This window comes from Rhizobium sp. R711, assembly GCF_002211365.1.
In the GTDB taxonomy this organism is placed as follows: Bacteria; Pseudomonadota; Alphaproteobacteria; order Rhizobiales; family Rhizobiaceae; genus Rhizobium.
The window spans coordinates 57,283-83,334 of the sequence record NZ_LOKZ01000006.1; the positions used below are offsets into that span (position 1 = coordinate 57,283).

28 protein-coding genes and 2 pseudogenes are annotated in these 26,052 nt (G+C 60.8%); 11 read left to right on the plus strand and 19 right to left on the minus strand.

Going from position 1 to position 26,052, the window contains the following annotated elements; genetic code table 11:
- Window positions 1–75 precede the first annotated feature (75 nt).
- Window positions 76–378, plus strand: coding sequence for an alkylphosphonate utilization protein (locus tag ATY80_RS09960; RefSeq protein WP_088692281.1), 303 nt, complete (start codon window positions 76–78; stop codon window positions 376–378).
- Window positions 379–435: 57 nt separating this feature from the next.
- Here ATY80_RS09960 and ATY80_RS09965 read toward each other — a convergent pair whose 3' ends face one another.
- Window positions 436–1,995, minus strand: coding sequence for a helicase HerA-like C-terminal domain-containing protein (locus ATY80_RS09965; protein WP_088692282.1), 1,560 nt, complete (start codon window positions 1,993–1,995; stop codon window positions 436–438).
- A gap of 231 nt (window positions 1,996–2,226) precedes the next feature.
- On the opposite strand from ATY80_RS09965, the gene ATY80_RS09970 reads away from it, so the two are divergent.
- Window positions 2,227–2,622 (plus strand): hypothetical protein, encoded by a 396-nt coding sequence (locus ATY80_RS09970; RefSeq protein WP_088692283.1) that lies wholly within the window; start codon window positions 2,227–2,229, stop codon window positions 2,620–2,622.
- Window positions 2,623–2,677: 55 nt separating this feature from the next.
- Here ATY80_RS09970 and ATY80_RS09975 read toward each other — a convergent pair whose 3' ends face one another.
- The 8 genes and pseudogenes from ATY80_RS09975 to ATY80_RS10000 form a co-directional block, all read right to left on the minus strand.
- Window positions 2,678–3,109, minus strand: coding sequence for a hypothetical protein (locus tag ATY80_RS09975; protein ID WP_088692284.1), 432 nt, complete (start codon window positions 3,107–3,109; stop codon window positions 2,678–2,680).
- A gap of 112 nt (window positions 3,110–3,221) precedes the next feature.
- Complete coding sequence (locus ATY80_RS28555; protein ID WP_141105546.1) at window positions 3,222–3,428, minus strand: hypothetical protein; 207 nt, start codon at window positions 3,426–3,428, stop codon at window positions 3,222–3,224.
- 374 nt (window positions 3,429–3,802) lie between these two features.
- Window positions 3,803–5,311, minus strand: coding sequence for a glucose-6-phosphate dehydrogenase (gene zwf / locus ATY80_RS09980; protein WP_088692376.1), 1,509 nt, complete (start codon window positions 5,309–5,311; stop codon window positions 3,803–3,805).
- Between the two features lie 146 nt (window positions 5,312–5,457).
- Window positions 5,458–6,228 (minus strand): trans-aconitate 2-methyltransferase, encoded by a 771-nt coding sequence (tam, locus tag ATY80_RS09985; protein ID WP_088692285.1) that lies wholly within the window; start codon window positions 6,226–6,228, stop codon window positions 5,458–5,460.
- 241 nt (window positions 6,229–6,469) lie between these two features.
- Entirely contained in the window at window positions 6,470–6,937 is a 468-nt protein-coding gene (locus tag ATY80_RS09990; protein ID WP_088692286.1) for a cupin domain-containing protein, read from the minus strand.
- A 125-nt stretch (window positions 6,938–7,062) separates the two neighbouring features.
- Window positions 7,063–7,602 carry a hypothetical protein gene (locus tag ATY80_RS29515; protein ID WP_245306800.1) on the minus strand — a complete coding sequence of 180 codons (540 nt, stop codon included), beginning with the start codon at window positions 7,600–7,602 and terminating at the stop codon, window positions 7,063–7,065.
- Between the two features lie 70 nt (window positions 7,603–7,672).
- Window positions 7,673–8,050: pseudogene (locus ATY80_RS29520) on the minus strand (patatin-like phospholipase family protein); the annotation flags it as partial.
- 198 nt (window positions 8,051–8,248) lie between these two features.
- Window positions 8,249–9,289 (minus strand): zinc-dependent alcohol dehydrogenase family protein, encoded by a 1,041-nt coding sequence (locus tag ATY80_RS10000; RefSeq protein WP_088692287.1) that lies wholly within the window; start codon window positions 9,287–9,289, stop codon window positions 8,249–8,251.
- A 248-nt stretch (window positions 9,290–9,537) separates the two neighbouring features.
- On the opposite strand from ATY80_RS10000, the gene ATY80_RS10005 reads away from it, so the two are divergent.
- The gene (locus ATY80_RS10005; protein WP_088692288.1) at window positions 9,538–10,425 is read left to right on the plus strand and encodes a branched-chain amino acid aminotransferase; all 888 of its coding nucleotides are present in this window, start codon (window positions 9,538–9,540) and stop codon (window positions 10,423–10,425) included.
- A 75-nt stretch (window positions 10,426–10,500) separates the two neighbouring features.
- Window positions 10,501–11,438: pseudogene (locus ATY80_RS10010) on the plus strand (bestrophin family protein).
- A gap of 30 nt (window positions 11,439–11,468) precedes the next feature.
- On the opposite strand, the gene gstA reads toward ATY80_RS10010, so the two are convergent.
- Window positions 11,469–12,152 (minus strand): glutathione transferase GstA, encoded by a 684-nt coding sequence (gene gstA, locus ATY80_RS10015; RefSeq protein ID WP_088692289.1) that lies wholly within the window; start codon window positions 12,150–12,152, stop codon window positions 11,469–11,471.
- 116 nt (window positions 12,153–12,268) lie between these two features.
- On the opposite strand from gstA, the gene ATY80_RS10020 reads away from it, so the two are divergent.
- Complete coding sequence (locus ATY80_RS10020) at window positions 12,269–12,880, plus strand: TetR/AcrR family transcriptional regulator (protein WP_088692290.1); 612 nt, start codon at window positions 12,269–12,271, stop codon at window positions 12,878–12,880.
- On the opposite strand, the gene ATY80_RS10025 is transcribed toward ATY80_RS10020, so the two are convergent.
- The 3 genes from ATY80_RS10025 to ATY80_RS10035 all read right to left on the minus strand — a co-directional run bounded on the left by ATY80_RS10025 (window position 12,861) and on the right by ATY80_RS10035 (window position 15,701).
- Window positions 12,861–14,102, minus strand: coding sequence for a multidrug efflux MFS transporter (locus ATY80_RS10025; protein WP_088692291.1), 1,242 nt, complete (start codon window positions 14,100–14,102; stop codon window positions 12,861–12,863). The genes ATY80_RS10020 and ATY80_RS10025 overlap by 20 nt on opposite strands.
- Window positions 14,099–14,773: a YbhB/YbcL family Raf kinase inhibitor-like protein gene (locus ATY80_RS10030; protein ID WP_088692292.1), complete on the minus strand. Its 675-nt coding sequence runs from the start codon at window positions 14,771–14,773 to the stop codon at window positions 14,099–14,101. The genes ATY80_RS10025 and ATY80_RS10030 overlap by 4 nt, the downstream gene beginning before the upstream one ends.
- 88 nt (window positions 14,774–14,861) lie before the next feature.
- Window positions 14,862–15,701 (minus strand): AraC family transcriptional regulator, encoded by an 840-nt coding sequence (locus tag ATY80_RS10035; protein WP_088692293.1) that lies wholly within the window; start codon window positions 15,699–15,701, stop codon window positions 14,862–14,864.
- Between the two features lie 137 nt (window positions 15,702–15,838).
- On the opposite strand from ATY80_RS10035, the gene ATY80_RS10040 reads away from it, so the two are divergent.
- The 3 genes from ATY80_RS10040 to ATY80_RS10050 all read left to right on the plus strand — a co-directional run bounded on the left by ATY80_RS10040 (window position 15,839) and on the right by ATY80_RS10050 (window position 17,385).
- The gene (locus ATY80_RS10040; protein WP_088692294.1) at window positions 15,839–16,183 is read left to right on the plus strand and encodes a nuclear transport factor 2 family protein; all 345 of its coding nucleotides are present in this window, start codon (window positions 15,839–15,841) and stop codon (window positions 16,181–16,183) included.
- 193 nt (window positions 16,184–16,376) lie between these two features.
- Window positions 16,377–16,799 (plus strand): hypothetical protein, encoded by a 423-nt coding sequence (locus ATY80_RS10045; protein WP_088692295.1) that lies wholly within the window; start codon window positions 16,377–16,379, stop codon window positions 16,797–16,799.
- Window positions 16,800–16,803: 4 nt separating this feature from the next.
- On the plus strand, window positions 16,804–17,385 hold the full coding sequence (locus ATY80_RS10050) for an OmpA family protein (protein ID WP_088692296.1): 582 nt from the start codon (window positions 16,804–16,806) through the stop codon (window positions 17,383–17,385).
- Between the two features lie 309 nt (window positions 17,386–17,694).
- Here the strand turns inward: ATY80_RS10050 and ATY80_RS10055 are convergent, their stop codons facing one another.
- A complete protein-coding gene (locus tag ATY80_RS10055; RefSeq protein WP_088692297.1) occupies window positions 17,695–19,476 on the minus strand; it encodes a hypothetical protein in 1,782 nt (593 codons plus the stop codon).
- A 254-nt stretch (window positions 19,477–19,730) separates the two neighbouring features.
- Between ATY80_RS10055 and ATY80_RS10060 the strand changes: the two genes are divergently transcribed.
- On the plus strand, window positions 19,731–19,961 hold the full coding sequence (locus ATY80_RS10060) for a hypothetical protein (protein WP_245306790.1): 231 nt from the start codon (window positions 19,731–19,733) through the stop codon (window positions 19,959–19,961).
- Between the two features lie 111 nt (window positions 19,962–20,072).
- Here the strand turns inward: ATY80_RS10060 and ATY80_RS10065 are convergent, their stop codons facing one another.
- The 4 genes from ATY80_RS10065 to ATY80_RS10080 all read right to left on the minus strand — a co-directional run bounded on the left by ATY80_RS10065 (window position 20,073) and on the right by ATY80_RS10080 (window position 24,158).
- On the minus strand, window positions 20,073–20,516 hold the full coding sequence (locus ATY80_RS10065; protein WP_088692299.1) for an SRPBCC family protein: 444 nt from the start codon (window positions 20,514–20,516) through the stop codon (window positions 20,073–20,075).
- A 308-nt stretch (window positions 20,517–20,824) separates the two neighbouring features.
- Window positions 20,825–21,625 (minus strand): ATP-dependent Clp protease proteolytic subunit, encoded by an 801-nt coding sequence (locus ATY80_RS10070; protein WP_088692300.1) that lies wholly within the window; start codon window positions 21,623–21,625, stop codon window positions 20,825–20,827.
- Window positions 21,622–22,923 carry a hypothetical protein gene (locus tag ATY80_RS10075; protein ID WP_141105547.1) on the minus strand — a complete coding sequence of 434 codons (1,302 nt, stop codon included), beginning with the start codon at window positions 22,921–22,923 and terminating at the stop codon, window positions 21,622–21,624. Before ATY80_RS10075 ends, ATY80_RS10070 begins: the two co-directional genes overlap by 4 nt.
- Window positions 22,924–23,117: 194 nt before the next feature.
- The gene (locus tag ATY80_RS10080; RefSeq protein ID WP_245306791.1) at window positions 23,118–24,158 is read right to left on the minus strand and encodes a hypothetical protein; all 1,041 of its coding nucleotides are present in this window, start codon (window positions 24,156–24,158) and stop codon (window positions 23,118–23,120) included.
- Here ATY80_RS10080 and ATY80_RS29525 point away from each other — a divergent pair.
- On the plus strand, window positions 24,153–24,407 hold the full coding sequence (locus ATY80_RS29525) for a hypothetical protein (RefSeq protein ID WP_245306792.1): 255 nt from the start codon (window positions 24,153–24,155) through the stop codon (window positions 24,405–24,407). The genes ATY80_RS10080 and ATY80_RS29525 overlap by 6 nt on opposite strands.
- Before the next feature lie 413 nt (window positions 24,408–24,820).
- On the opposite strand, the gene ATY80_RS10085 is transcribed toward ATY80_RS29525, so the two are convergent.
- Window positions 24,821–25,153: a hypothetical protein gene (locus tag ATY80_RS10085; RefSeq protein WP_189637121.1), complete on the minus strand. Its 333-nt coding sequence runs from the start codon at window positions 25,151–25,153 to the stop codon at window positions 24,821–24,823.
- Window positions 25,154–25,354: 201 nt separating this feature from the next.
- Between ATY80_RS10085 and ATY80_RS10090 the strand changes: the two genes are divergently transcribed.
- Window positions 25,355–25,957 (plus strand): superoxide dismutase, encoded by a 603-nt coding sequence (locus ATY80_RS10090; RefSeq protein ID WP_088692301.1) that lies wholly within the window; start codon window positions 25,355–25,357, stop codon window positions 25,955–25,957.
- Window positions 25,958–26,052 lie beyond the last annotated feature (95 nt).

Below are 26,052 nucleotides of genomic sequence, written 5' to 3' on the forward strand. Positions count from 1 at the left end.
GCTCTCTCTTGCACAGGGCGGCTTGGCTGTTATAAGCGCCCAATCAACAAATTCTTGTGTTCAGGAGAGAAGACCATGGCAGGTGGTGACGACGATTACGTTTATGACGAGGCGACGGGTGAATGGCGTCCGGCTTCGGAGCTGGCTGCGGCCGCCGCGCAGGCCGCTGAGGTTCGGGATGCTTCTGGAAACGTCCTCAAGGACGGCGATTCCGTCACCCTCATCAAGGACCTCAAGGTCAAGGGTGCCAATCAGACCCTGAAGCAGGGGACGGTGATAAGGTCGATCCGGCTGACGGAAAACCCGGAAGAGATTGACTGCCGCCACGACACCATCAAGGGTCTTGTCCTGCGCACCGAATTCGTCCGCAAGCGCTGAGCGGCGCAACGGGAAGAGCATCCGCAGGCGGAAAAAGGGCGGGAACGCCCTTTCCGCTTAGCGCTTCAAACTGCCGAGAATGCCGCGCACCAGCGCTCGGCCGACCTGCGTTGCCACTGTGCGGGCCACGCTCTTCATCGCGGCTTCCACGACCGTTTCGCGCTGGTAGCCGGAGGATCGGGCGCGGCCCTGGCTCTTGTCCTGTGGTTCATTATCGTCATCGCCGAAGCCCGGCAACGTCCAGCGACCCGAGGCACTGCCCTCGGTCGGCTGCGTCGGCTGTGCCTGCTTGGCTGCGTCAGCGTCCGATGCCTTCTTGGCGCGCGCCGCCAGAATCTCGAAGGCGGATTCGCGATCGAGATCTTCGTCGTAGACGCCGAGCACAGGGCTCTTGTCCATGACCTGCTGGCGTTCCGCATCGGTTAGCGGACCGACGCGGCCGGACGGCGGGCGGATCAGCGTCCGCTCGACGATCGAAGGAGAGCCCTTCGCCTCCAGCGTGGACACCAGCGCCTCGCCGGTGCCGAGCGTGGTGATGACGGTGGCGCAGTCGAAGGCGGGGTTCGGTCGGAAGGTGTCGGCGGCGGTCTTCACCGCCTTCTGCTCGCGCGGGGAATAGGCGCGCAGCGCATGCTGCACCCGGTTGCCGAGCTGCGCCAGCACCGTTTCCGGCACGTCGAGCGGATTCTGCGTGACGAAATAAACGCCGACACCCTTCGAGCGAATGAGGCGAACGACCTGCTCGACACGCTCGAGCAGCACTTTCGGCGCGTCGTTGAAGAGGAGATGCGCTTCGTCGAAGAAGAAGACGAGGTTCGGCTTCTCGGGATCGCCAACTTCCGGCAGCTCCTCGAAGAGCTCGGACAGCAGCCACAACAGGAAGGTTGCGTAGAGCCGCGGGTTCATCATCAGCTGGTCGGCGGCGAGCACCGAGATCTGGCCATAGCCGCGATTGTTGGTCCGCATGATATCGCCGATCTTGAGCGCAGGCTCGCCGAAGAAATGTTCAGCGCCCTGCTGTTCCAGCACGAGCAGGCCGCGCTGGATGGAGGCGACAGAGGCCTTCGAGATCAAGCCGAACTGGCTTGAAAGCTCGGTGGCGTTTTCCGCCATGTAGTTTAGCAGCGAGGAAAAGTCCTTGAGATCGAGCAGCGGCAGGCCGCCCTGGTCGGCAATCTTGAAGGCGATGTTGATGACGCCTTCTTGCGGTTCCGAAGCGTCCATCAGCCGCGCGAGCAGCAGCGGTCCCATCTCGGCGATGGTGGTGCGGACGCGGTGACCCTTTTCACCGAAGAGATCCCAGAAGATGACCGGGAACTGGTCGAATTCGTAATCGTCGAAGCCGATCTGCTCGGCGCGTTTGGTGAGGAAGTCCTTCGGTTCGCCCTTGGCGGCGATGCCGGAAAGATCACCCTTGATATCGGCGCAGAAGACGGGCACGCCGGCCTTCGAAAAGCCCTCGGCAAGTACCTGCAGCGTCACCGTCTTGCCGGTGCCGGTTGCGCCCGTTACCAGGCCGTGGCGGTTTCCGAATTTCAGGTCGAGATATTCCGGCTTGTTGATGCTGTCATCAGGATTGCGGCTGACGCCAACGAAAATCTTGCCATCCTCGAGCATTTCGAAAATTCTCCCTGCGGCCGTCGGCCCCTATTGCGTCAAAATGCGGAGCAACGTTTTCCGCACGGTCATTGTAATATCGCTTCCCTGTTATAAGCAGGGAGCCCGGTGCGGACAACTGTCTGCATTAAAAGGAAAAGTAGGATAAAGCCTGCTTTCGCGGCAGGCGTCTTGAGTTGCCCCGCAAGTTCGATTAACGTTGACGTTAACGTCAAAAATAGGAGGCTGACAATGAATGAAATCATAGACCAGATCGCGGCGCGCGTGGGTATCCCCTCAGAGGTTGCCGAGAAGGCGCTCGGCATGATGCTCGGCTTCCTGCAGCGCGAAGCGGCAGACGGCCCGGTCGCCAAGATGATCGAAGCCATTCCCGGCGCTTCCGACCTCGTTGCCAAGTACAATGGCGAAGGCGAGGGTGGTGGCGGCGGAATCCTCGGGAGCATCATTGGCGCGCTCGGCGGCGGCGGTATCATGGCGCTCGGCCAGCAGCTGATGTCGGAAGGTCTCGGAATGGGTGAGATCACCACGCTTGCCAAGGAAACCATCGCGATTGCCGAACAGCACGCCGGCAAGGAAGTGGTGGACGAGGTTGTCGGCTCGGTTCCGGGTCTCAGCCAGTTCGTCTAAGCGGCGGGATAAAGCGTTCAGCGGGCGGGCTCGTTCCCGCCCGTTTCCATTGGCGCTACCGCGTTACACCGAGCAAAGCGAGCCAGTTTCGCGACTGGTCATCGGCAGCAGTGCGTCCGGCATCGTCAAGCACATAAGGGCCACAATAGCGCTCGATGTTGCTCCGGTCTGCGTCGTTGATCTGAGGATTGCGCGAAGCCGCGATGACCTGGCGCCAGGCACAGCCCAGGATCGGCTCAACGACAATGCCCTTGTCGCAGCCGGTGCTCAGGCAGAACGACACTTTCCGCTGGCTTTCGATACGGCCGCCGATCGCATCCGCGTAAAGCCCGGTCCAGTCCGCGCGAATCTGCTCGCAGCGCTCGGCGGCGTCGCTCTGATGGCAGCTTATTTTCGGCACATAGCTTTCGGCAGGCGGCCAGTCGGCAACCTCTGCGAGGCTGACGCATCCACAGGCAAGAAGAGCTGCGGCGATCAACTGTAACATCGGGCTCCGTAACCGGCAAAAGAATCACTGCAGCCAGGCTACAGCTTCTTGCACCTGCTAGGGAAGCATTTCTGAGTATGTCATTGCATCAAGATCGGCAAAGGCAAGCGGATCAATGCTTGCTCTTCGTTTCCCTTGACAGCCTGAGGATGACGTCGTCGGCGGCGTCGGCCAGGGCCATCGCGATTTCTGCCGCCTTCCATCCACGCTTCTCACCGTTGCGGATGAGTTCGAAGAGAATCGGCTCGAATTCGGACCGGCAGGTTTCCATACGTTGATCGGAAATCGAACGATTCTTAGACAAATGAGTATCTGCCATGTGAATACCCCAAAACCCTGAGGATAGATTTAGCAAGGCGGTGGAAGAGCGCAAGTAAATATATTAGTCACGCTTTAATAATTTCGACTAAGTTTGGTTTTATTCGCGAAATAATAGAAAAACGCAAGAAGGGCCCGCCGGGGTTGGGCGAGCCCAGCCTTCTTTGTCGCACAGAAAAAGCAACGCGGTCAGCAAGAAAAGCTTCACTGCACAAAGGAAAAGGGTCAACTCATCCATATTTTGTACAGTGCACGATAAAACTGCGGGGATGGAATTACGGTGTGCTGCCATGGTACAATATTTCTTCGCCTTGTGCGCGAACTGCGGGAAAATACTATTGCGTTTGTACTTTAGGTAAACGTGTATTTTCTGCCCTATTTTCGGTCCTGGTTGTGTCTCGATTCGCCCAGTTCATGCCATTCCCGACCATCGCGTCGGATGAGTTCGTCAGCGCAGGATGGGCCACTGCTTCCGGGTGCATAAGCCTCCGGCGTTTCGCTGCTCTTTGCCCAAACATCCAGGAAGGGTTGCACCGCCGCCCATCCTGCTTCAATGCCGTCGGCACGCTGGAATAGCGTCTGGTCGCCGATGAAGAGGTCATAGAGAAGCGACTCGTATCCGGTCATCTTGCCGATGTCGAACTTGTCGTCATAGCGGAAGTCGAGCGAGACCGGGACGGTGTCGACGGAAAGACCGGGCGACTTGATAGAGATCTCGACGCTCAAGCCTTCATCCGGCTGCACCTGGATGACCATCTTGTTCGGCGGCAGCTGTCGGTTGACGTCCGTTTTCCGAAACTGCGCAAACGGCACCTGCTGGAAGGTAATGACGACTTCCGTATCGCGCGCCTTCAGTGCCTTGCCGGTTCGTAGATAGAAGGGCACGCCCGCCCAGCGCCAGGAGTCGACGTAGAGCTTCAGCGCCACAAAGGTTTCGGTGTTGCTGTCGGGCGAGACGTCCTTTGTCTCCCGGAATGCCGTAATGTCGTTTCCGTTGAGTTTGCCGGCCGTGTAGGCGCCACGCACGGCATGGGATGTGGCTTCCTCTGGCGTATAGATGCGCAGGGCGCTTAGCGCCTTGCTCTTTTCGGTGCGGATCGCTTCGGCGCCGAAGCCGTTCGGGGCTTCCATCGCGATCATCGCCAGCAGCTGGAACAGATGATTGGGAATCATGTCGCGCAGCGCGCCGGTCGCGTCGTAGAATTTGCCGCGGGAGCCGACGTCGACAATCTCCGCCGCGGAAATCTGCACGTGGTCGATGTAATTGTTATTCCAGAGGGATTCGATCATCATGTTGGCGAAGCGGGCGGTCAGAATATTCTGTACCGTCTCCTTCCCCAGGAAGTGATCGAGGCGATAGACTTGGTTCTCCGAGACATTGCTGAGGATATGCGCGTTCAACGCGCGGGCCGAGGCGAGATCGGTGCCGAAAGGCTTCTCGATGGCGATCCGCCGGAAGCATCCCTCGGCCTGGCTGGTTAGCCCATGTGCGGCGAGCTTTTCGACGAGTGGTCCAAAAAACTGCGGCGGCACGGCGAAATAGAAGGCGGCATTGCAACTCGTCAGGTGCTTCTTGATCTCGAGGAATATGGCGTCCTGCGTGAAATCGCCTGAAATGTAGGAGATGCGTTGGCGCAGTCGCCGCCATGCATCGTCCGTCTCTGGCAGGATCGGATCGCTCAGGGTGGCAAGGAAGCTGTCCAGCCGCGCCACAAGGGAAGCGTCATCGCCGGGGTCAATGCCGACGCCGAGAATCTTCAGATCGTCGCCGACCAATCCGCTTCGCGTCAGATTGATGATCGCCGGTATCAGCAGACGCCGTGTCAGGTCGCCGGTGGCACCGAAGATGACGAGTGTGGCTGGGGGGATAGGGGCGGCGTCCATGAAGGTTTCCTCGCTGTTTGCGACGACTATAGTGCGCGCGGGTGCGGCGGCAAGCAGCAGCATGCTGCTCGTCCGTTGCAAGGTGATGTCAGTGAAACCTGTCGCGCTCTTCTCGGGTAGCCCTGGCGCCTTGGCCCAAGCGCCTCTTAGCCCTTGACGGCAACCATGAAGATCCGCGGGAACCGCAGCAAGACGCGACCGTCCGACATCTTCGGGTAGGCCTTCTCGATGCGGCCGAGATAGTCTGCCAGGAATGCCTCTTGATGCTCTTCGCCGGCGTGATCGAGATAGGGCCTGAGGCCGGTTCCCTTGACCCATTCGACGATTGCCGCGGCATCCGCCATAGGATGGTTGTAGGCGGTGTGCCAGATGTCGACGCGGGCCGCCTTGCCGATGAGCCGGCTGTAATAGGTGGAGGGCTGTGGCAGCGGCTGGCGCCGAACGCTCCTCGCTTCGAAGGCCGCTTTCCAAGGCCCGGCACGGGCCGCCTCCTCCATCAACAGATGGGTCGGCTCGGTTAGGTTATCAGGCATCTGCATCGCCAGCACGCCGCCCGGCGCAAGTCCGTCCATCAAGCGGTCAAAGATATCGAGATGGTTCGGCAGCCACTGGAAGACGGCGTTTGCAAAGAGCAGGTCTGCCGGTTCACTCGGCTGCCAAGTGGCAACGTCCGCCTCGACGAAGGGCGTGCCGGGCATGCGCTTGCGGGCCGCTTCCAGCATGTTCAGGTCGCTGTCCAGGCCGGAAACGGCAGTTGCGCCGAACCGCTCGACGATCAGCTCCGTCGAGTTGCCCGGCCCGCAGCCGAGATCCACGGCGCGACGAACGCGCTCAAGTGGCACCTGCGCCAACAGATCGCGTGCAGGGCGCGTGCGTTCATCCTCGAATTTGACATACTGGCTGGCGGACCATGCCATCAAACGCCTCCTTGATCATAGCCTCCTCGATACGCTGGACGCGCACCTTGTCGATCTTGCGGCCCGACGACCAGCAAAAGGCCGAAATACAAGAGAGCGCGCACGGCGACCACCAAAATACAGTCGAGGAACGGCAACGAGCGCAAGGGGCCGCGTCCGAAATCGCCCATATCGCCTTTAGATGACGATATTTTTAACGGCAGGAGACCGCCCGAACTGAATGCCCGGGCGGAGATGAAGATCAGGCCGCCAGGATGGTGATGCCGTGGGCGTTGGCTGCGGCCTTCATGCGTTCCATCGTTTCCGCGGAAGGTGTTGCCTTCGGCGGCTCCTGCGAGCCGGCAGCTTCCAGGTAGTCCGCCATGTCGCTGTCGACGATTGCCGAGAAGACAGCGGCTTCAGGGCCGGGATTGGCATAGGAGTGCGCCTGGTTTGCCGCGATGCGGACGATGTCGCCCGCCGTCGCCTCGAACTCGTCGATGCCGTTCTCTGTCGCGCGGCGGACGGTCAGCCGACCCTCGATGATCCTGAAGACCTCGGGGCTCGCGTGGCGGTGCAGCAGCGTGCGGCTGCCCGCCGGCACGGTAACGTCGAAAATGTTGAGCCAGGCTCCCTGCAGACGAGCCCGACGCTCGATCCGATCGCCCAGCACGAAGAAGACCTTCGCACTCGCCTGGGCAGGCGCTTTCACAAATGAGTTGGACATCATGTCTCGCTTTTCTTTTTCTTGGCGGCGAGCCCGTTAGACCTTTCCGGAGCCCTTGGCAACCCGCCGCCGCCGATCATCGCTGTCGCGATCTGTCCCGCCGCATATGGGTTTTGCCGCTTGCCGCTTCAAGCGGCGGCACTCTCTTGGCCTCCGCTCTGCGCTGCCAGAATGCGCCGAGCGACTTCCTCCAAAGCCTTCGCATTGTCCTTGGCAATGGCTGCCGCAATCGCCTTCAGCGCTGCAATATTTGTTGGCGAGGCATCGTCGAGGGCGTCGTTTTCCTTCTGCGTCAGGTGCCGGTCGAGACGGAAGTAATCGAGGCTTTGGACGTTGGCGTCCGTGACGACGGTGGAGTAATCGAGATCGGTGCCGGCGGGATTGAGGAGTGCATTCGCCTGATAGGAAGCCGTGCTCGCCTGTCCCTGCATCAGAATGGAAATCAAGGGCGTATCGTGGGCCGGATGCATCCATCCGATGGCGCCCCAGTCTTTTGCTTCCTGATAGGCAACCGGCCGGTTCTGCTGGCCGGTGCCAAGCGACAGAAACACCAGACGGTCGTCGTGCCACGACTTCTTGCGGGCTTCGACGTATGCGGCAAGGATAGGGTCGTTGGCAAACACGCCGCCGTCGATCAGCGGCACGAAACGATCTTCCGGCTTCTTCACGCCAACGCTCGATCAGCGCCGGCGGGAAATAGGTCGGCGCGGCAGACGTTGCCCGTGCGGCTTCCCAGAAACGGAAATTGCTGTTCTTCCTGTCCGCGTTGGACATGAAGAGCGCGGCGCGGCGGCGAATGTCGTAAGCAGGGATGAGGACCGTGGATAGTCCCTTGTCGAGCGTGGCAGTTCCGAGCTGCTGCTTGAGCTTCGCCTCCAGCGCGTCTGCGCTGTAGCTGGGGTCGTTTAGCCTGAACGGATTGATGACATCGGCGAGCGGCGGCTTGCTGAAGTTGTCGGCCCCTTCATTCACGTAAAGGCTGAGAAGATCGGCCGGGGTGCAGGCTGCCTCGCCGGAATTTGACGGGTGAGGGCAGGTGAGGCCGGCCGCAATGATGCCGCCGGTCGATGTTCCCGCAATCAGGTCGAAGGCCCTGTGGAGCGGCAGCCCGTCCAAGTCGCTGTGCCAGTTCCACCAGGATCACGGCCGGAATAATGCCACGGATGCCGCCGCCGTCGATCGAAAGAATAAAACGCGTTGCCATTTGCCCCTCCCGTACCGGTTCATCCGGTCGTGGAGGGGTATGAATTACAACCGTAATAATACTACAAACTGAAACGCTCTTTTTGGTTGCTGTCGGTTGTGAGCTTACGGTCAGAACTGCGTAATGACGCTGATCCCTACGCCTTCGGCTTGATCCAGGGTCATCAGGCCCGGTATCGCCTCCTCAAGCGTGACGCGCCGGCCGATCAGCTTCTGCGGCGCGATCTTGCCGGCAGTGAGCATCGATAGCATCGCATCGTAGCGCCAGGCCTGCATGCCGTGGCTGCCATAGATCTCGAGCTCGTGACTGATCACTTGGGCCATCGGAATCTGCGGCGTCGCGTAGTCGTCGAGCATGAGGCCGACCTGTACATGCCGTCCACGCCGCCGCAGATTCTTGATCGAGTTGAAGCAGGTGACGGGATGACCGAGCGCGTCGATGGATACGTGCGCGCCGCCCTTGGTGATCTCGCGCACCGCCTCCGTGACATCGGCCACGCTACGCGCATTGATCGTCGCCACCGCACCGCATTCGCGGGCAAAAGCAAGCTTCTCGTCGGAGAGATCAATGCCGATTGCGTTGGCGCCGAGCGCCGTTGCGATCATGATTGCCGACAGGCCAACGCCGCCGCAGCCATGCACGGCAATCCATTCGCCGGGGCCAGTGCCCGCGTGATCGACGACGGCGCGAAACGACGTCGCAAAGCGGCAACCGAGGCTTGCCGCCGTCGCGTCATCGATGCTGTCAGGCAGATGCACGAGGTTGGTATCGGCATAGTCGATCGCCACATACTCCGCGAACGAGCCCCAATGCGTGAAGCCCGGCTGGAATTGGTTCGGGCAGACCTGCTGGTTGCCGGAATGGCATTCGCTGCAGTGGCCGCAGCCGGAGACGAAGGGCACGGTCACGCGGTCTCCGATCTTGAAGCGCATGACGCCTTTTCCCGTCGCAACCACCTTGCCAGCCAGCTCATGGCCCGGCACATGCGGCAACTTGATATCCGGATCATGACCCATCCAGCCATGCCAGTCGCTGCGGCAAAGCCCGGTCGCGCCGACGGCGATGACCACGCCATCCTCGCTGGGCGTCGGATCGGGCAGGGTACGGATTTCGGGAGCCTTCTCGAAGGCGTCGTAGAACATGGCTTTCATCGATTTTACTCCCTGTCAGTCGCAACGATTCCAGCGCATCATGCCACGGCGCCGATGTCGCATCCAATCGCGCCATCCATGATTTTCAGTGATACACCCATCGATAGCGCGCAAGGGATCGCGAACGAATATTACTCCCTGCGAAACCTCTTCGCCATTTTCTTGCGTAGGGCTCAGAGGCGTGGATTTCCGCTTGACCGGCTCTTTGCACGGGGATTTTGCTCTGTGGTCTTTTCAAGGAGAATGCCATGGCCGTCGATACATCGCCCCGTTCAACCACCTGGACCTATGTCGAGGGAGAGTGGCTTACCGGCAATCCGCCGCTGATCGGGCCGACCTCGCATGCCATGTGGCTGGCCTCGACGGTCTTCGATGGCGCACGCTGGTTCGATGGCATCGCGCCGGATCTCGACCTGCATTGCCAGCGCGTCAACCGTTCGGCGATCAACATGGGCCTGAAGCCGGTCAAGACCGCCGAGGAAATCGAGGCGCTGGCCTGGGAAGGGATCAAGAAGTTCGACGGCAAGACGCCGATCTACATCAAGCCGATGTATTGGGGCGAGCATGGCTCCGCCGGCAGCGTCGTCACGGTCGATGGCGAGTCCACTCGTTTCGCGCTTTGCCTGTTCGAAGCCCCGCTCGGCAACAATGCGCCGAATTCGCTCACGGTTTCGCCCTATCGCCGCCCGTCGCCGGAAACGGCGATGACGGACGCCAAGGCGGGTTCGCTCTATCCGAACAGCGGTCGTGCCATCGCCGAAGCCAAAAGCCGCGGTTTCGACAATGCGCTGATGCGCGACATGAACGGCAACGTCGCCGAGACGGCGTCTTCCAACATCTTCATGGTCAAGGACGGCATCGTCTCCACGCCCATCGCCAACCGCACCTTCCTTGCCGGCATCACCCGTGCCCGCGTCCTCGGCCTGCTACGCAAGGCGGGCTTCGAGGTGCGCGAAATGACGCTCTCCGTCGAGGATTTCATAAGTGCCGACGAGATCTTCACGACCGGCAACTACTCCAAGGTCGTCGGCATCAGCCGCCTCGATGGCCGCGATTTCCAGCAAGGGCCGGTCACGCGCAAGGCGCTCGAACTCTACATGGACTGGGCCTTCGGTCGCAGCGAAAGCGACAGCTGAGCCCGTCGCCTCAGACCTGAATGCAATGGCCGCGCTTGCCGCGGCCATTCGGTCGGCTGTAGGGAGGAGGCCGAGATCCCGTCATTCGAACGACCGAGAAGCTCGCGTCATGATCGTGCGCCCCCCCCCAGCCTGCTTCAGCTCCTCTTCATTCTCCGTGGCTCGATCATCAAGCAGGTCTTCCCGCAGATTCTGCTGACCGGTTTCATCTCCTCGCTCGTGGTCCTTGTCCACAATGTCTGGCCCGGGATCCTGCCTCGCACTGCTCGGTATCGCAATCTCCATCTTCCTCGGCTGCCGCAACAACGCCTGCTATGACCGCTGGTGGGAGGCGCGCAAGCAGTGGGGGCAATTGATCTTCTCCGCGCGCCACTTCGCGCGGCAGACACTGATCCTCGAAGCGGGGCAGGGCGAGGCCGGCACCGAAGCACGCAAACGCCTGGCCACACTCGTCATCGCCTTCATTCAGTCGCTGGTGCCGCATCTGCGCGCCGGCAGCGGCCGCGAAAAGGTCGAGCGCCTGCTGCTGCCCGAACCGAAGGCGCGCTATCACGCGAGCCGCACGCCGCCGGAGGCGATTTCGCTGGAAATCTCGCGGGAGCTTGCCGATCTACGCGCCAAGGCCATGCTGTCAGACGTCTCCTATCAGATACTGGATAAGACGCTCGGTGAGCTGACGCTGGCGCAGGCCTCCTGCGAGCGCGTCCACTGGACGCCGGTTCCGTTCGGCTACACGCTGCTGCTGCACCGCACGGCGCATCTCTTCTGCCTGCTGTTGCCCTTCGGCTTCGACGATGTTCTCGGCTGGTTCATGCCATGCCACGGCGCTGGTCGCCTACACCTTCTTTGGCCTCGATGCGCTGGGCGACGAGCTGGAGGCCCCCTTCGGCATCCAGCCGAACGCACTGCCGATTGGCGCTCTTGCCGACATGATCGAGATCAATCTGCGCGGAGCGCTGGAAGAGACGGATCTGCCGCCTCTCCCAGTGCCGGTGGATTACCTGCTAATGTAGGCACCTCCGGCGCCCATGCGCGGACACAAGTCAGGGCAGGACAGGCGTGCCGGTCCGGTTGGCCGCGGCAAGGTAGACTTCCGGGGCGAAAAAGACGCCGTCCTGTTCGAAGGCCAGTAGTTGCTCGGCCTGTAGCGCCTCTTTCACCCTTGGCCGCTCGGCAACACGCTTCATGAAAGCGGAAAGCGTCGGCCATTGTCTGAGGTCGATAGCGATCCATGGCGACCAGTTCAGGCAGACGAAGAGATAGGCATCGGCCACGGTGAAATTTTCGCCGGTCAGGTAAGGCCCTTTCATACGGCTGTTCAACCATTCCAACCGTTTGAGGAGCAGGGCGTGGATCTGGTCATGGGCGCCGGCATAGGCTGCATCGAAAAACATGACCATCGGCTTGTGCAGCTCCGAGGCGACGAAGTTCAGGTACGCTTGCACCTGACTGCGTTCGATGCTGCCGGCAGCCGGCAGCATCGATGTTCCCTCGGCTGCACTATCGGCAAGGAACTGGGCGATAACCGGCCCCTCGGTCAACACCTTGCCATCGTCGAGTACCAGGGCCGGCACATAGCCGTTGCCGTTGACGGAAAGATAGTCGCTACCATTCTCCGCTCGGTGGTTCGCGGGGTCGACGGCGATCAGTTCCACATCGATCCCGAGTTCACGGCAAACGATATGCGGCGAAAGCGAACAGGCGGCAGCACGCATGTAAAGTTTCATCGGATTTCCTCCTCCGCAGACCGGCATTGGCGTGCCGGTGTCAATTCATTAGACATTTGTACTGTTTCGCATAAAAATATGTTCGTCAAGAATTTAATGCGAAGCGGTACAAAAATATGAAGGATGAGAAAAAGCGCGGCCGTCCGCGCGGGTTCGATGCGAGCGCCGCGATCGGCAAGGCGCGTGAGGTTTTCTGGGATCGGGGATTTTCCGCGGCGTCGCTGGACAATCTGAGCGCCGCCACGAGCCTCAATCGGCCGAGCCTCTACAATGCCTTCGGCGACAAGGAGGATCTCTATCTGGACGCGCTGGAGGGCTACCGGGCCGACAGCATGGTTGCGCTCGAGGACGCGCTGGATCCGTCCTTGCCGGTCCGCGAGAATCTGGCGCGGATGTATGATCGCGCCCTTGCGACCTACCTTCACGGCGATACGGCAGCGCGTGGCTGCCTGTTGATCAGCACTGCGACCGTCGAAGCCGTCCGGCACGAGCGGGTGCGCGAGGTGTTGGGCCGCAGCCTTGCCGATTTCGATCGCGCAATAGAAGATCGGCTCGCCCTCGCGATCGAACGCGGACAGCTGCCGGAGAAGACCGATCCGAAGGCATTGGCGCAGTTGGCCTCGACGATCATGCACTCACTGGCGGTCCGGGCGCGAGCCGGGGAAACCCGTGAGGCGCTGGAAGCGCTGGCGCGCTCCGGCGTCGATCTTATCTGCGGCGCGCCGTGACGGCGGCGCGCGGTCGCACGAGCCAGGCATAGGCGGAACCGGCAATCAAAAGCAGGCATGTCCCGAGAAAGACGGCTCGCATGCCGATATGGCCGCCGGTGAAGCCACCGAGCACCGGGCCGGCGACCTGGCCGACATATTGCGAGGAGACAGACAGGCCAAGGATGCTGCCCGCCGCGCTGTCCGGTACGCTATGCCGGATGACCGCCGAGATGCAGGGCAGCAGCCCGCCGAGCGCTATCCCCATCAGAAAGCGCAGGATGATCAGCTGCCAGGAGCTGGTCACGAACGCCTGCGGGACCAGGAGCAGGCCGGCAATGGCAAGTGCGCCGGCGATCACGGGCCAGTGGCCGATCCGGTCGGCAAGCTTGCCGAGGCGCGAGGCCGACAGGATACTGCCGAGCGCGGCCGCCGACATGACGATGCCCGATATCATCGTCACCCTGCGAGGATCTTCCGCCAGTTGCGCGACGTAGACGGTAATGATCGGCTCGATCGACATGTTGGCGAGCATCAGCAGCAGGCCGGTCGCGAGCATCGCGATGACGGGCGCCTTGTCAGGGATCGAGGCCCAGCCGCCGCTGGCCTTCGCGGCCTGCTTGCGGGCAGGGGACTTCTCTTCCTTGATCAGGAAGGTGGTTGCGAGGAACGCCAGGAAGATCATCCCGCCGGCGGCAAGGAAGGTGTTGCGGATGCCGATCAACGGCGGCAGCGCGCCGCCGATCAGCGGACCGACGAGGTTGCCCGCCATGATGCCGGAGGAGAGGACACCAAGCGCCCAGGCCGAACGGTCCTTCGGCGTCTGCGTCGCGACCAATACCATCGAGCCAGACGAATAGCCGCCGGCAAGGCCGACGAACAGGCGCAGCGCCACCAGCTGCCAGACGTTGTCGGCCATGCCCATCAGCGAGATCGCAACGGTCATGCCAGCGCTGGCGCGCACCAGCATCAGCTTGCGTCCATAGATATCCCCGAGCCGGCCCCAGAGCGGCGCCACGAAGGCGGCGGCCAGGAAGGTCGCCCCATAGGCGATGCCCGACCACTGCACGATCGCCGCGTGGTCGCTGACGCCAAGCTCCTCGACATAGAGCGGCAGGAAGGGCAGCAGCAGCGTCATCGCGACGATCGTCGTGAAGGAGCCGAGGAGCGAAATGACCAAATTGCGCTTCCAGTAGATCGAGCCGCTATCGATGACGGCGGCCTCCCATTTGGTATCGGTCATTTCGTGGCCTTTGCATTGATCGTATAGGTCAGTTCAGCCGCGCCGGAGGCAAGGACATGTCCCTTTGCAGCGGCAAGAAAATCGGCGCGCGTGAAGGCGTCGGGAAGCATGAGCCGGTCGGTATCGAGCGCATAGACCGTTATCCGGTAGCGGTGAATGCGCAGGTCATTCCAGGGTGGGCACGCGCCCATATAGCCCCCGTATGGACCGTCCTTCAAGAAGGCCGCAAAGCCGTTCTTGCCGCGGCGGCCATGTCCGGTCATCTCCAGCGGCAATCCGCCCTGCGGCAGGCCATCGCCGTCAGCTCCTTCCGTCAGTTGGGTGACCGTGGCTGGAATGTCCGCGAGGATCCAGTGAGTGAATTCCATGCGGGGCGCATCCCTGGCGATCACCGTTCCGTCCTTGTTCAACAGCGAGAGGTCCTGCGGCACATCGGGGTCCGTCATCGCGAGCGCATACGAGCGCGTACCCTCCGGACCCTTCGACCACGAGAGCGCCGGGCTCTTGTTGCTTCCGGCTGCGGCCTTGCCGCCCGCTGCGACGCAGGAGGCGTTGTTCTCCGGCAAGGTGCCGCCTTGTCCGCTGTTCTCGAAAACGACCTTGATATCCGCCGCCAGAAGTGGCGAAGCGGTAAAGGCGAGAATGATGGCTGTGCGGGCGATCGTGAGCATGAGCGTCTCCTTGTTTCGGTGCAGGAGAACTAGCAATTGTATCGGCCGATCTGGCGCACTGAAACGCTCAAAGATCAGCCGGAAACGCTCAAATGTCGGCGGGTGAATTGCCCTTCGGCTCGGCACGCATCCGCTCGGCAAGGCGTCGCGGCGATCGGTAGCCCGCCGCAAGCGCGGCGTCGCGAAGCGAAAGACCATCCTGCGACAGCAACGTGGAAGCGAGGTCGACACGCACCTCTGTCAGCAGGGCGCGCAGCGACGTGGATTCGCCAGCGAGATGTCGCCGCAACGTTGCGTTGCTGGTGCCGAGTTCAGCGGCAATCTGATCTGCGGTCCAGGGTTTGTTCGGCTGCCAGCGGATCAAGGCGCGCACCGCATCACTGAGCGTTGTCGTGTCCTCGGGCAGGGCGCCGCGCATGCCGAGAACCATCAGCACTTCCATCAAGCGGTGCTCGATCAGCGCTGCCGGCAGAGTGCCAGCCACAATGCCTTCGCCGGCGTGGTGGATCGCAGCCACCAGCACCGGATCAAGGGCGACGTGAAGCCGTGCGCTGGCTCGCTGCGGCGGAAGCGAGCGCCTTGCCCGGTTGACCAGTTCGTCCTGGAAGTCGATGAAGATGGCGCGATAGACGCCGCTCTTTGGATCGGGATCGTTGACGACGTCGCCGCGCCAGCCTGCGGGCAACACCAGCACCGTGCCCGCGACAAACTGCATCTGCCGGCCCATGGTGACCAGTTCCTTCGACCCCTCTACGATCACCACAATCGAGGTGCGTGGGAAAGCGCAGCCGGCAATCCGTTCACGCTCGCGGGTCACGAAGGAAAACAGAGCCGACGCGCGTGCGCCTCCCGCCGGCAGAGCCGACGGCCGATTGTCCTTGGCGGCGAGCTTGCTCAGCCGTTGCAATATGGTTTGCGCTTCCGACATGGGGATGGCCTGGGACTGTAATCACACGATCTTGGCCGATTGCCACCGGATTTCCAAGCCGAAGTTGTGCAAAACAGCTCCACCCGTTATAAACTGATTGCAAATTGCAATCGGAATGAACGGGAAGGACCGGTGCAATGGCCAATGATGACGGACGACGCGAACGGATCGTTCGCAACCTCTATGAAGCCTACATTGACGGACGCAAGGATGATGCGGGCGCGATGCTCTCGGAGGATTTCCGCTTCTCCAGCCCGCGCGACGATCACATCGATCGCATCGAGTATTTCAACCGCTGCTGGCCCGAACCGCCGCCGTTTCGCGCCATGGAGATCGAGTATCTCGAGATCGTCAATGACGAGGCCGTCGTTCGGTACAGGGCTGAAAAACATGACGGCGGAGCGTTCCGCAACATGGAAGTCCTGCGCTTCATGGGCGATCGGATCACCTCGGTAGACGTCTATTTCGGTCGCAACGTTTAGAGCGCGTCTCCCGAACGTGGCGATCCGCACTCGCTAGCCGATTGGTGGCCGACAGGCACCCACACAAGAAGGCGGCGCGATAAAAACCGTCCGAGTATCGGGGGTGTGTTTTACCGTAATATACGTGCCCAAACGCGACGCATCATGCAAGCTTCACGTGTTCGATCTCACCCCGAGACTGAAAGAGGGCGATATGCTGAAGCGCAATTTGCTGGTGGCGGCTGTTCTGGTCGCTTCCCTTGTTCATACTGGAGAAGTTAGTGCCCAGACCTTAAACTACGCAGACGCGGTGACGAAGCTCGCCGATGACTGTGGGGCCGATATCCAAAAGCTTTGCAAAGGTCTCAACCTCGGAGGCGGACGTATTGCCGACTGCCTGCAGCAGAACGCCGCAAAGGTTTCGCCCACCTGCAAGAGTTCGTTGTCCGCCGTCTTCCAGTCAATCGGGCAGCGCGAACACGCCCAAGCGTCTTACGAGCAGGTCTGCCAGAGGGACATGTCCAAGAGCTGCTCGGGCATCAAGGGCGACGGCTTCGTTCTCGCCTGCCTCGTCAAGAAGGAGAAACGGGTCAGCGAGGAATGCAATCAGGTGATCACCGACGCGGGATGGAGATAAGCCGATGACAAGAATGCTTTCAAAAACCGTAGTTGCGCTGGCTGCCGGTATTCTCCTCCCTGGCTTGGCGTTCGCGCAGGAAGTATCGCAAGAGCGAATCGTTAAAGGATTGGGGAAGCTGACTGCGGCCGCACCCGCAATCGACGTGGAAATCCTGCGGCAGGAGGCAATCAGCGGCGGAGACAAGCCAATGTCGGCGCTGCCGAACTGGAAGCGCATCGCAAAGCTTCCGCAGATGGTGTTGGAGATCAACTTCGAGAACGACTCCGTCGCCATCCAGCCGAAGTCCTATCGGACGCTCGGGCTGCTCGCCGACGCCCTTCATCATCCGAACTTGTGGGACTACAAGTTCCTGGTCATCGGGCATTCCAGCGCCACGGGCGACGAAAAGCATAATCTGGAATTGAGTGAGCAGCGGGCCGCGGCGATCAAGGAAGCGCTTTCGACGACATTCGCCGTCGACCCGCAGCGTCTTTACGCAGTCGGCGTCGGCGAACATCTGCCGATCGAAGGAACCGATGCAAATGCCTCGAACAACCGCCGTGTCCAGCTTATAAACCTCGGAGTATTCACGAAGAAGTCCTGAGGGGGAACGTGCTATCCAAGGAGGCGGTTTCGCAATGCGTAACGCTTCAACCAGGGAAATCGTGGCGAAGAACAGGTGGTGGAAACTCCTGCGCAGCTCGGCGGTTGTGGCGTTAGTCGGTATCGCCATCGCGCAGGGTGTTCTGTCGCTGTTGATACATTTGGGATGGTGGCCATACTGACGGCCCTGGGCACGGAGTTTCGCCCAAAGTCGTGATAGGCTGCGCCAGGTTTCGAGCCTAACCTACACTTGCCTGATTGGTGGCAGTGCCTTGGCCGCAGCCCAGCTGCGGCCCTTTTTCTTGCTGTGTCAGTTAACGGCCTGCTCGTCCTCGACGATCATCCCGCCAGAGCGCAATCCTGCGAAGAACCGCTCCTGGTCCTTGGGGCTCGCCAAACGCTTGACGACCTCTTGCCGGACATTCGGGATCAAGGCTGGGCTGTTGGTGGTCAGCCAATCAAGTTGTTCCTTGGCCTGCTCGTGCTTCCCCAATGCTCCGAGAATGGACAGCAAGACGAGCCTGTGCATCGGATTGTAGTTGAGGTCCGACATCCGCGACCAGAGTTCGGCTGCCCGAGCATCGCCTCTCATAAAGGCACAGAGCGCCATCCCGACCTCGTAATAACCTCCTGGCCCGGCATTTTTTCTGACCGCCGTTGATATCAGTTCGCATCCTGTGTCCCATTTTCCGGACATGGAGAGACGCAGGCCGTATTCGCCAGCGACCTCGGTGTCGTTCGGGTTGATGGCATAGGCTGCCTCACCGGCTCTCAAGGCTCCGGCAATATCATTGCCGAAAAAGTTGGCAAGCATCAGCGCCTGAAGGGCACGAGCGTTCTGTGGGTCGAGCTGTACTGCTCGTTCGGCCAGGTCTTTTGCGGTCTTGAGCGTCGCCGGCGTCGGCTTGGTATTGAGTTGGAAAGGAAACCGGAATTCGTCGAGAAGAGTGAGCGAAAGAAGGGCAGCAAGGGAGGAATCGGTCTCTTTCTTCTCGATTGCTTGCTGCAGGCAGGTCTTCGCAACATCGTGTGCCAGCCGGGTCATCTCGTTTCGGTAGCTGTAGTACGAAAGGGTGCAGGAATATGTGTCCCAGCTTCCGGCGACGTTGGCGGCGTCCGTCTGGAAAATGACACCGAAAGGGCGGGCGACAGCGGTCGCAATGTCATCGGCAAGAGCTGCTTCTGTTTCAAGGACGCTCTGTGCGCGCAAATCAGCGTCATAGTTGTTCGCCCAAATCACCGCTCCATCCGCCCGCCGGACCAAGCGCGCGGAAGATCGAAGCTTGTCGCCTTCCAGCCGGACGCTCCCCTGGAGCGAATACAATGGCTCGTTTTGAATGTCCCCGGCTTGACGGGCTTGATCGTCGGTGAGGACGACAATGTCCTTGAAGGGGACAAGCTTGTCGATAATCTCATCGGTGATGCCCTGGGAGACACTCGATGCAAGCGGCCCACCCGAGACTGTATCGAAACTTTCCACGACGAGTGCGAGGCGATTCTCCGCACTCGCCAATGTCTCTTTCTGTTCCGGCGCCTTCATCCCTTGATGCATTCCCACCATCGCGGCGAGGAGGGCAATCGCCGTGCCTCCCGCAGCGAGCCAATGCCAACGCTTCATCAAGGGCGGCTTCATTCGTCCGGGAGGAGCATCGATCTGCGCCGAACCCACCTCGGCATGTTCCGAAACGCTCGACACCTCGTCGGCGACACCCGCGGGGCTGGTCTCCGAGTTCCGCCGAAATACCGGCACATACCCGCCCTTCGGGATCGTGATGATGACCGGATCATCGGCCCCGGCCACCAGATAGTACCGCTCAAGCTCTCTTCGCAACCGCCCGGCTTCGATCCTGACACATGGATCATTCTGGGCGTCAAAATTCGCATCCCGCCCGAATACCGTTTGGGCGATAGTGAAAGCCTTCAGGTAATCACGCCGCCCTTCGAGGGTCTCTTCGACAACGAACTGCAGAAACTGGCGTGCCCGCGCGGGCAACCGGAACTCCTGGCTCCGCAGAATACGCGTAAGTTGTTCCTGCACGTCATCTGGCGCCGGTTCGACCAGGCCGATTCTGTCCGTCTCTGCACTGCTCATCGGAACACCACGATTCTGATTAAGTAGAATTTACAACGGGATACTCAAACGATAGAGGCTCAAAAACATAGCGACAAGCATATTTATCAATGCACCCTGAAATGGACTGCCGTCGGTCGAGAGGACAATCGAGGCGCCGAGGGCGGTCCTGTCATAATTCTCGGCATGTGTTGAGGAGGGGGCGCTCGATGGGGCGCGATCGCATCGAGAGAGACGGGAGCCAAGAGGCAACGCAGCGTGGACGAGCCAGGCTGATGCTGAAGCTTCCCGCCGTTCGTAAGCAGCTTCAACATTTGGAGGAAGGGTCTCCGCTCGACGGAATTCTCGAAGCTTACGATGCGGCATGCTCGGCGCTGGAGAGGTTTCGCCAGAACCTCGATGGCGGCGACCGTCTGATCGCGGAATATGAGACGGTCTGCGTGGAGATCGAGATCGATGTCCTGGGCGAGCTGTCAGGCCCTTCGGTCGCTCCGCCCCGGAGGTAACGAGGAGCTCGGCGGGCGCGTTCGCGCGATGCCACCTCGTCAGACGGGTCTTTGCCTTTGCTCTCATGAACGATCGAGCGGCCGTTCTCTAAACGGCGCAGGTTCTGAGATCTATTCGTTGATTTCCGGCTCGACGAGTTTTGCCAGATTACGGAGCGATTCCTGCCAACCGAGATAGCAGGCCTCTGGGGGGATCTCGTCCGGGACGCCCGCCTGGACGACATCGAGTTCGGTTCCGACCGAGACTTTCTTCAATGTCACGGTGACCTCCATTTCGCCAAGCAGGTTGGGGTCGTCGAACTTGTCCGTGTAACGAAGCTTCTCGCCTGGCACCAATTCGAGATAGCTGCCGCCAAAGGAATGGCTTCCACCGGTCGTGAAATTCCGGAAGGACATCTTGTGTGTTCCGCCGACCGTTGGCTCCAAATGATGCACCGTGCAGACAAACCCATTCGGGGGAAGCCATTTGGCCAGCGCATCCGCCTCTACGAATGCTCGATAAACTTTCTCGGGACTGGCGGCCAGGACGCGGTGAAGACGTATCGTGTTCGGCATGATGATCCTCCAATGGACAGAACACTTGAGAGTGCCCCTAGGACGAACCAGTTTTTGTCAATCCGACAATGCGATTGAAATATCCGGTCTCGGCCCATGTCGGTCATTCTGCCGTTTCCAGTTGGAGCGGGCAATGCGTCCCCGATCCTTGCCGGAGCCGGACCAATAGAACAGCCCGCCAGATGGCTCGGCCACGACGCGTTGGGCATGGGCGTACCACTCGCACCCATGCCATGAAATGACTTGCTCCCAAGAAAGGCGAGAGCAACAGCAAGCACCATCAATGGAAGATCCGCTTAAAGGACCCCCTATTTTGCCTTCTTGGCCGCCGCAACAGCCGGCGCAACGAGTGCGAATTCCTTCAGTTCATCGGGCGAGAGATAGTAGAGCCTGTCGGGCGGCGTCTCCATGGCGTGAATCCAGAGCCCGGGCTTGATTCCCATTTCGTCGAAGTGGCGGGTCACATCGGCAGTGGTGCGTTGGGCTTCCGACATGGCAAGTTCAGGCGAAAGCTTCTCACCGGTGCCGTTGAAAACCTGATGCACGCCGATAACGGCATCCTTGTCCGCCGTGCGCGCGACACCACCGGCCATGATGATCGGACAGGAGGAGACGCAAAGGGCGCCGCTGGCGACGGTGGTTGCAATCTTGCGTTCGCGGATAACCGTGGAGATGGCGAGCGCATCGCCAATCGATCCGCCCGGCGAGTCGAGCGAGACTGTTTTAACGTACTCGCCACGGGCTTTGATTTCGGCATCAAAGCGTGCGGCCGCACCCGGTTCGATCGTGCCTTGCGCAAGGAGCACACCGCCTGCCTGCAGTTCGAAGCGGATCGGCTTTCTCAAGACCTCGGGGTCTGTGGTGATCTCGGCAGGTGCCTTTTGGGGCTTGCCCTGCGTGAGAGCCGGCGGAAGCATCGGCATGGCATCCGGCATCATCGGATCGAAGGCTGGAATGTCGGAACTGGCGGCGCCGATTTCATGCCAATCGATGATCACGAAGATTGCGGCCAACGTCAGCAGAGCATGGAAGACATGCCGCATCAGCGTGCCGTCATCGGCGGAGAGCACGTAGTCCTTCAGCTTCTGCCCCGCTGTTTCCAGTTTCATGCCGGCGGCCCCTTGCGCGGCCCCTTGCCGGAAAGATCGAAGCTCGCAATGTTCGATTGCTCCGTCGCTTCGCTCCGCTCTGCGGCATCCATGGCAGCTTCGATGTCGACGCCGTGCCGCCGGACTTCACGCTGCACCTCCAGCGCCTGCAGGAGCTCGGCTGCAGTGATCCGTTCGGCGAAGGGAAGGCGTTGTTCTTGCCGACGCAGCGTCGAATGGACGATCGCCAGCATGAAGATCAGTACCGCGGGCAGGATATCGATCGAGATGGCGCCGGCCCAGCTGGGAATGAAATCACCTGCGTAGCGCAGCACGGCTTCGGCCGAAGACAGCGGCACGAAACGCCGCTCGGCCACCGGCTCGCGCTCGAGAATCTGGTCGGCTGCCTGTGACAACACCTTGGACTGCGCCGCGACGGAGGATCGGATCGTCTCCATGACCTGATCCTGCCGGTTGACAAGATCTGCCTCGCGTCCGTCCGCGACCGGCGCAATGAAGCCGAGCGACAGGTCTTCCGCGGCGCGTTTGACCGATGGCGCGATCGAGGTCTGTTCCAGCGAGGTGATGACGCCGGAAAGCCCGACGACTTCGGCGGCGAACTGGTCGGCGCGCGGGTTGATCGCGCCCGGCGCTGAAACCAGCGTCCGCATCGTCTCAAGGTGCTTTCGGCCCTCGTCGAAGAGGGTCGTCACGCGCTCGCGCGAGGCGTTGATGCCGTTTTCCAGCTCGGTCAGTTGCGAGGCCATCTGCGACAGAAGCTGGACGACGCTGCCGGTCCCGGTTGTTCCGGTCAGCGCGCCGGTCTCGCGCTCCTGGTCGGCAAGCCGCTGGAACCGCTCCTGTGTGCGCTGGATGTCGGGAAGCAGGCTCTGCGCGGCGAGCGCGTTCTGATGCGCCTGGTCAAGATCGGCGGTGTAGCCTTCCAGTGTTTCTGCCAGATGCTGTTCAAGCGCCGCCGAGCCGGCCAGGGCGGCCGCGTTCAGCCAGCTCGACATGGCGATGATCATCGCGCAACCGAGCGCCATGACGCCGAGCATGGCGGCCCGGCCGCCTGTACCGGTCACATGCGGATAGAAGCGAGCCATATAGGTCCAGAAGGCGTAGATCGCCACCGAAACGGCACTGGAATAGATGAGTGCTGCGAAGAACACGGCGGTCGCCGATCCGTCGAGGATGCTACGCACGCCGAGATAGGTGTAGACGCCGGAGGCAAGCGCCAGGACCGCGAACGCGAAACGGGTCATGGTCTCTACGGATTCGATGCCATCCTGCAAGCGATGCGATATGCCGAGCGCCATCGTCCTCTCCGGCCCAAGGCATGCCCTCCGAAAGCGCATAGTCGTTTCAAGGCCATGCCGTGCATAACAACAAAGACCTAAGGCAGATCGCGTAAGTCTTTGTTCACGCGATCGGCCTTAGCCCCTTAAGAAGCCAATACAATACAGGCAAAAGCAAGGTTTGGCACGAGGCCGGAGCCTGGCGCCGTCAAACCTCATTCGGCGGGCGTGCTGTCGGCCGATGGCCCACGCAGCGACTTCTCGGAGATGTCGATCATCGGCGTGAAGCTTGCTGCCGGCATGCGGACCTCGTCGCCCTCATCGCGGGGGGCAATTGGAGTCATGCCGCCTGTCCGGTCGCTGCGCGCGACTTCGAGCTGGCCGGTCAGGATGGCACGCTCGGCGCGCAGTTGCCGGATCTCCGACTTGGCGATCTCCAGGCTGGTGCGCAATTGGCCGATTTCGTAGCGATCCGAATCCATGCGCGTATCGACGTCGCGACGCAGCGCATCGGCATCCCGGTCGCGGCGCACGCGTAGGCTTTCGGCTTCGCGCAGCTTCAGCGTCAGCTCGTTGGCCTGTGTCGCGAGTTCGCGGCGCGCTGCCTCGCTCTCGGCGCCGGTCGTGCGGGCGCGCTGCAGTTCCTCGGCAAGCCGCTCGGAGCGGGAGAGGGAGGTGGCGAGTTCCGATTTGACACGCTTGAGATCGGCGCGAGCCGCCTGCAGTTCCTCGTCCGTCATCTTGTTGCGGCCATTTGCCGTGATGAGCAGCTTCTCCACGAGTTCGGCCTTGGAGCCGATCGCCTCATGCTTCGTCGTCAGGTGGGCTATTTCGAGCGCCGAGGAGGCCTGCAGGGTCTCATGCTCGACTTCCAGCCTCTTGTGGCGTTCCTCGAAGAGGGAGAGGTCCTGCTTCAGGTTGGCAACAGCCATCTGCAGATTGCGCACTTGGGCTTCCTGCTCGATGAGGCTGGACTTCAGATGGCTGCGTTCCTCGTTGAGGCGGGCCATCTCGCGCGTCTGGATGCCGTTCTCGCGGCGCGAGGTTTCCATTAGCAGCTGATGCGCCGTCGTCTCGTTGTCGAGCTTCTCACGCGTGGCCGAAAGTTCGCGGCTGCGCTGGTCAAGCTCGGTCTGTGCACGCTTCAGAAGCGTCGAGGCTTCATCGAACTGGATGGCGCGATCCGTCAGTTCGCGTTCGGCGTCAAGCAACCGGTTCTCGATGATCGTGAATTCTTCGCGGGTGACCTGATGCACGCCCTGCAGTTTCGTCAGCTCGTCGCGGAAGGCTTCGATCTCGGAGCGAAGCTGCGTGTTGTCGGCACGAAAATCCTTGTTTTCGGTGATCAGGCGAAGATTGTCCTGATCGGCTTTCTGGCGCGCGTTGCTTTCGTAATCGAGAAGCGAGCTGATGCGCGCGCATTCGGCGCGCAGCGCGCCTGGTCTCGTTCAACGACTGGCTGTGGGTCCCGAGCAGCGAGGAAACGCGCTCCTGCAGCGATGTGAGGCTCGACAACAGGTCTTCCGACGTCCGCTGGTTTTCCTCCAGCGCAGAGCCGAAGGCCGCGAAGGCGTTTACATCAGGAATGGCGTAACGCAGCGCCTCGTCGGCTGCTGGGCGCTGATCGGTTATTGACACGGGTCGGTATCCTGTTGTCGACAGCGACTTGCCGCCGTCTTCTGCGCGACGAAAAAAGCTAATGACCATGACTTGTGCCCCAAAAGTACTTGCCAAAAACGGCGGCGAAATATGGATTTCAGCTAATTAAACGACCGATCGAAAATTACCGTAAGTCGGTAAACGCATGCTGCGCTTACATCTAGAAACGGCTATGTGTCGGTGTCAAAATATGCAGCATGACAATCAACAGGTTTGACGGGCGCATCTGTGATGTTTGTGCAACAGGCAGCTGGTGACCTTATTCCTCGGGCAGAATCCGCATCTCATCGGTCTGAAGTTCGCTACCCAGCTCGACGCTTTTCGTCTGCTTGTCGTAGACGCAGAAGTAGCTGACGAAGCCATTCCCGCCCTTCGGCTTGCCGGTCACCAAGGCTATGCCGTAGTGCTCGCTGCCAAACGGGTCGACGACGGCATGCGGAAACTCGATCGAGGCGCGTGCCGCCTGCTTGCACTTGCCTTCGACCTGAGAAGCAAACTCCTGCCAGGCATCGCCTGAGGAAGCGCGGGCAGCCCCTGCTGCCGCAGCCATTGCGATGGCAAGTGTGCAAAAGCGGATTTTATTCCTCTGCATCTGAAAAGCCCTCGTCTTCCTTCTGTTATGAAACGCGCCCATGATCGGCGATTCAGGGCTCCAAAGCCAAGTGTTGGCGAAGGCAAATTTTCCTCTCGGCCCGTCTTTTTTGATAATTCGCCGGTTGCCTCACCATGCTTGCGCTCCTATGTTCCGCCTCACCTGCCGATTACGCAAACTATTGCCAAGAGGAGACCCACAATGGCTTTCGAATTGCCCGAACTTCCTTATGACTACGAGGCGCTTCAGCCCTTCATGTCGAAGGAAACCCTGGAATTCCATCACGACAAGCACCACAAGGCTTACGTCGACAACGGCAACAAGCTCGCTGCAGAGGCAGGTCTTTCTGATCTCTCCCTCGAAGACGTTGTGAAGAAGTCGTTCGGCACCAATGCCGGCCTCTTCAACAATGCGGCCCAGCACTACAACCACGTCCACTTCTGGAAGTGGATGAAGAAGGGCGGCGGCGGCAACAAGCTGCCGAGCAAGCTCGAAGCTGCCATCAATTCCGACCTCGGCGGCTACGACAAGTTCAAGGCTGATTTCATCGCCGCCGGCACGACGCAGTTCGGCTCCGGCTGGGCATGGGTTTCCGTCAAGAACGGCAAGCTTGAAATCTCCAAGACCCCGAACGGCGAAAACCCGCTCGTGCACGGTGCAACCCCGATCCTCGGCGTCGACGTGTGGGAACACTCCTACTACATCGACTACCGCAACGCTCGGCCGAAGTACCTCGAAGCCTTCGTCGACAGCCTGATCAACTGGGACTACGTCCTGGAGCGCTTCGAAGCCGCTGCGAAGTAAGCGGTTCGCAAAAGCAAGATGTCGGCACCCGGCGCCTCGAAACGCCGGGTGTTTTCGTTTCGATGAACGTCACAAGCTTGTCATGCCGCGCGCCT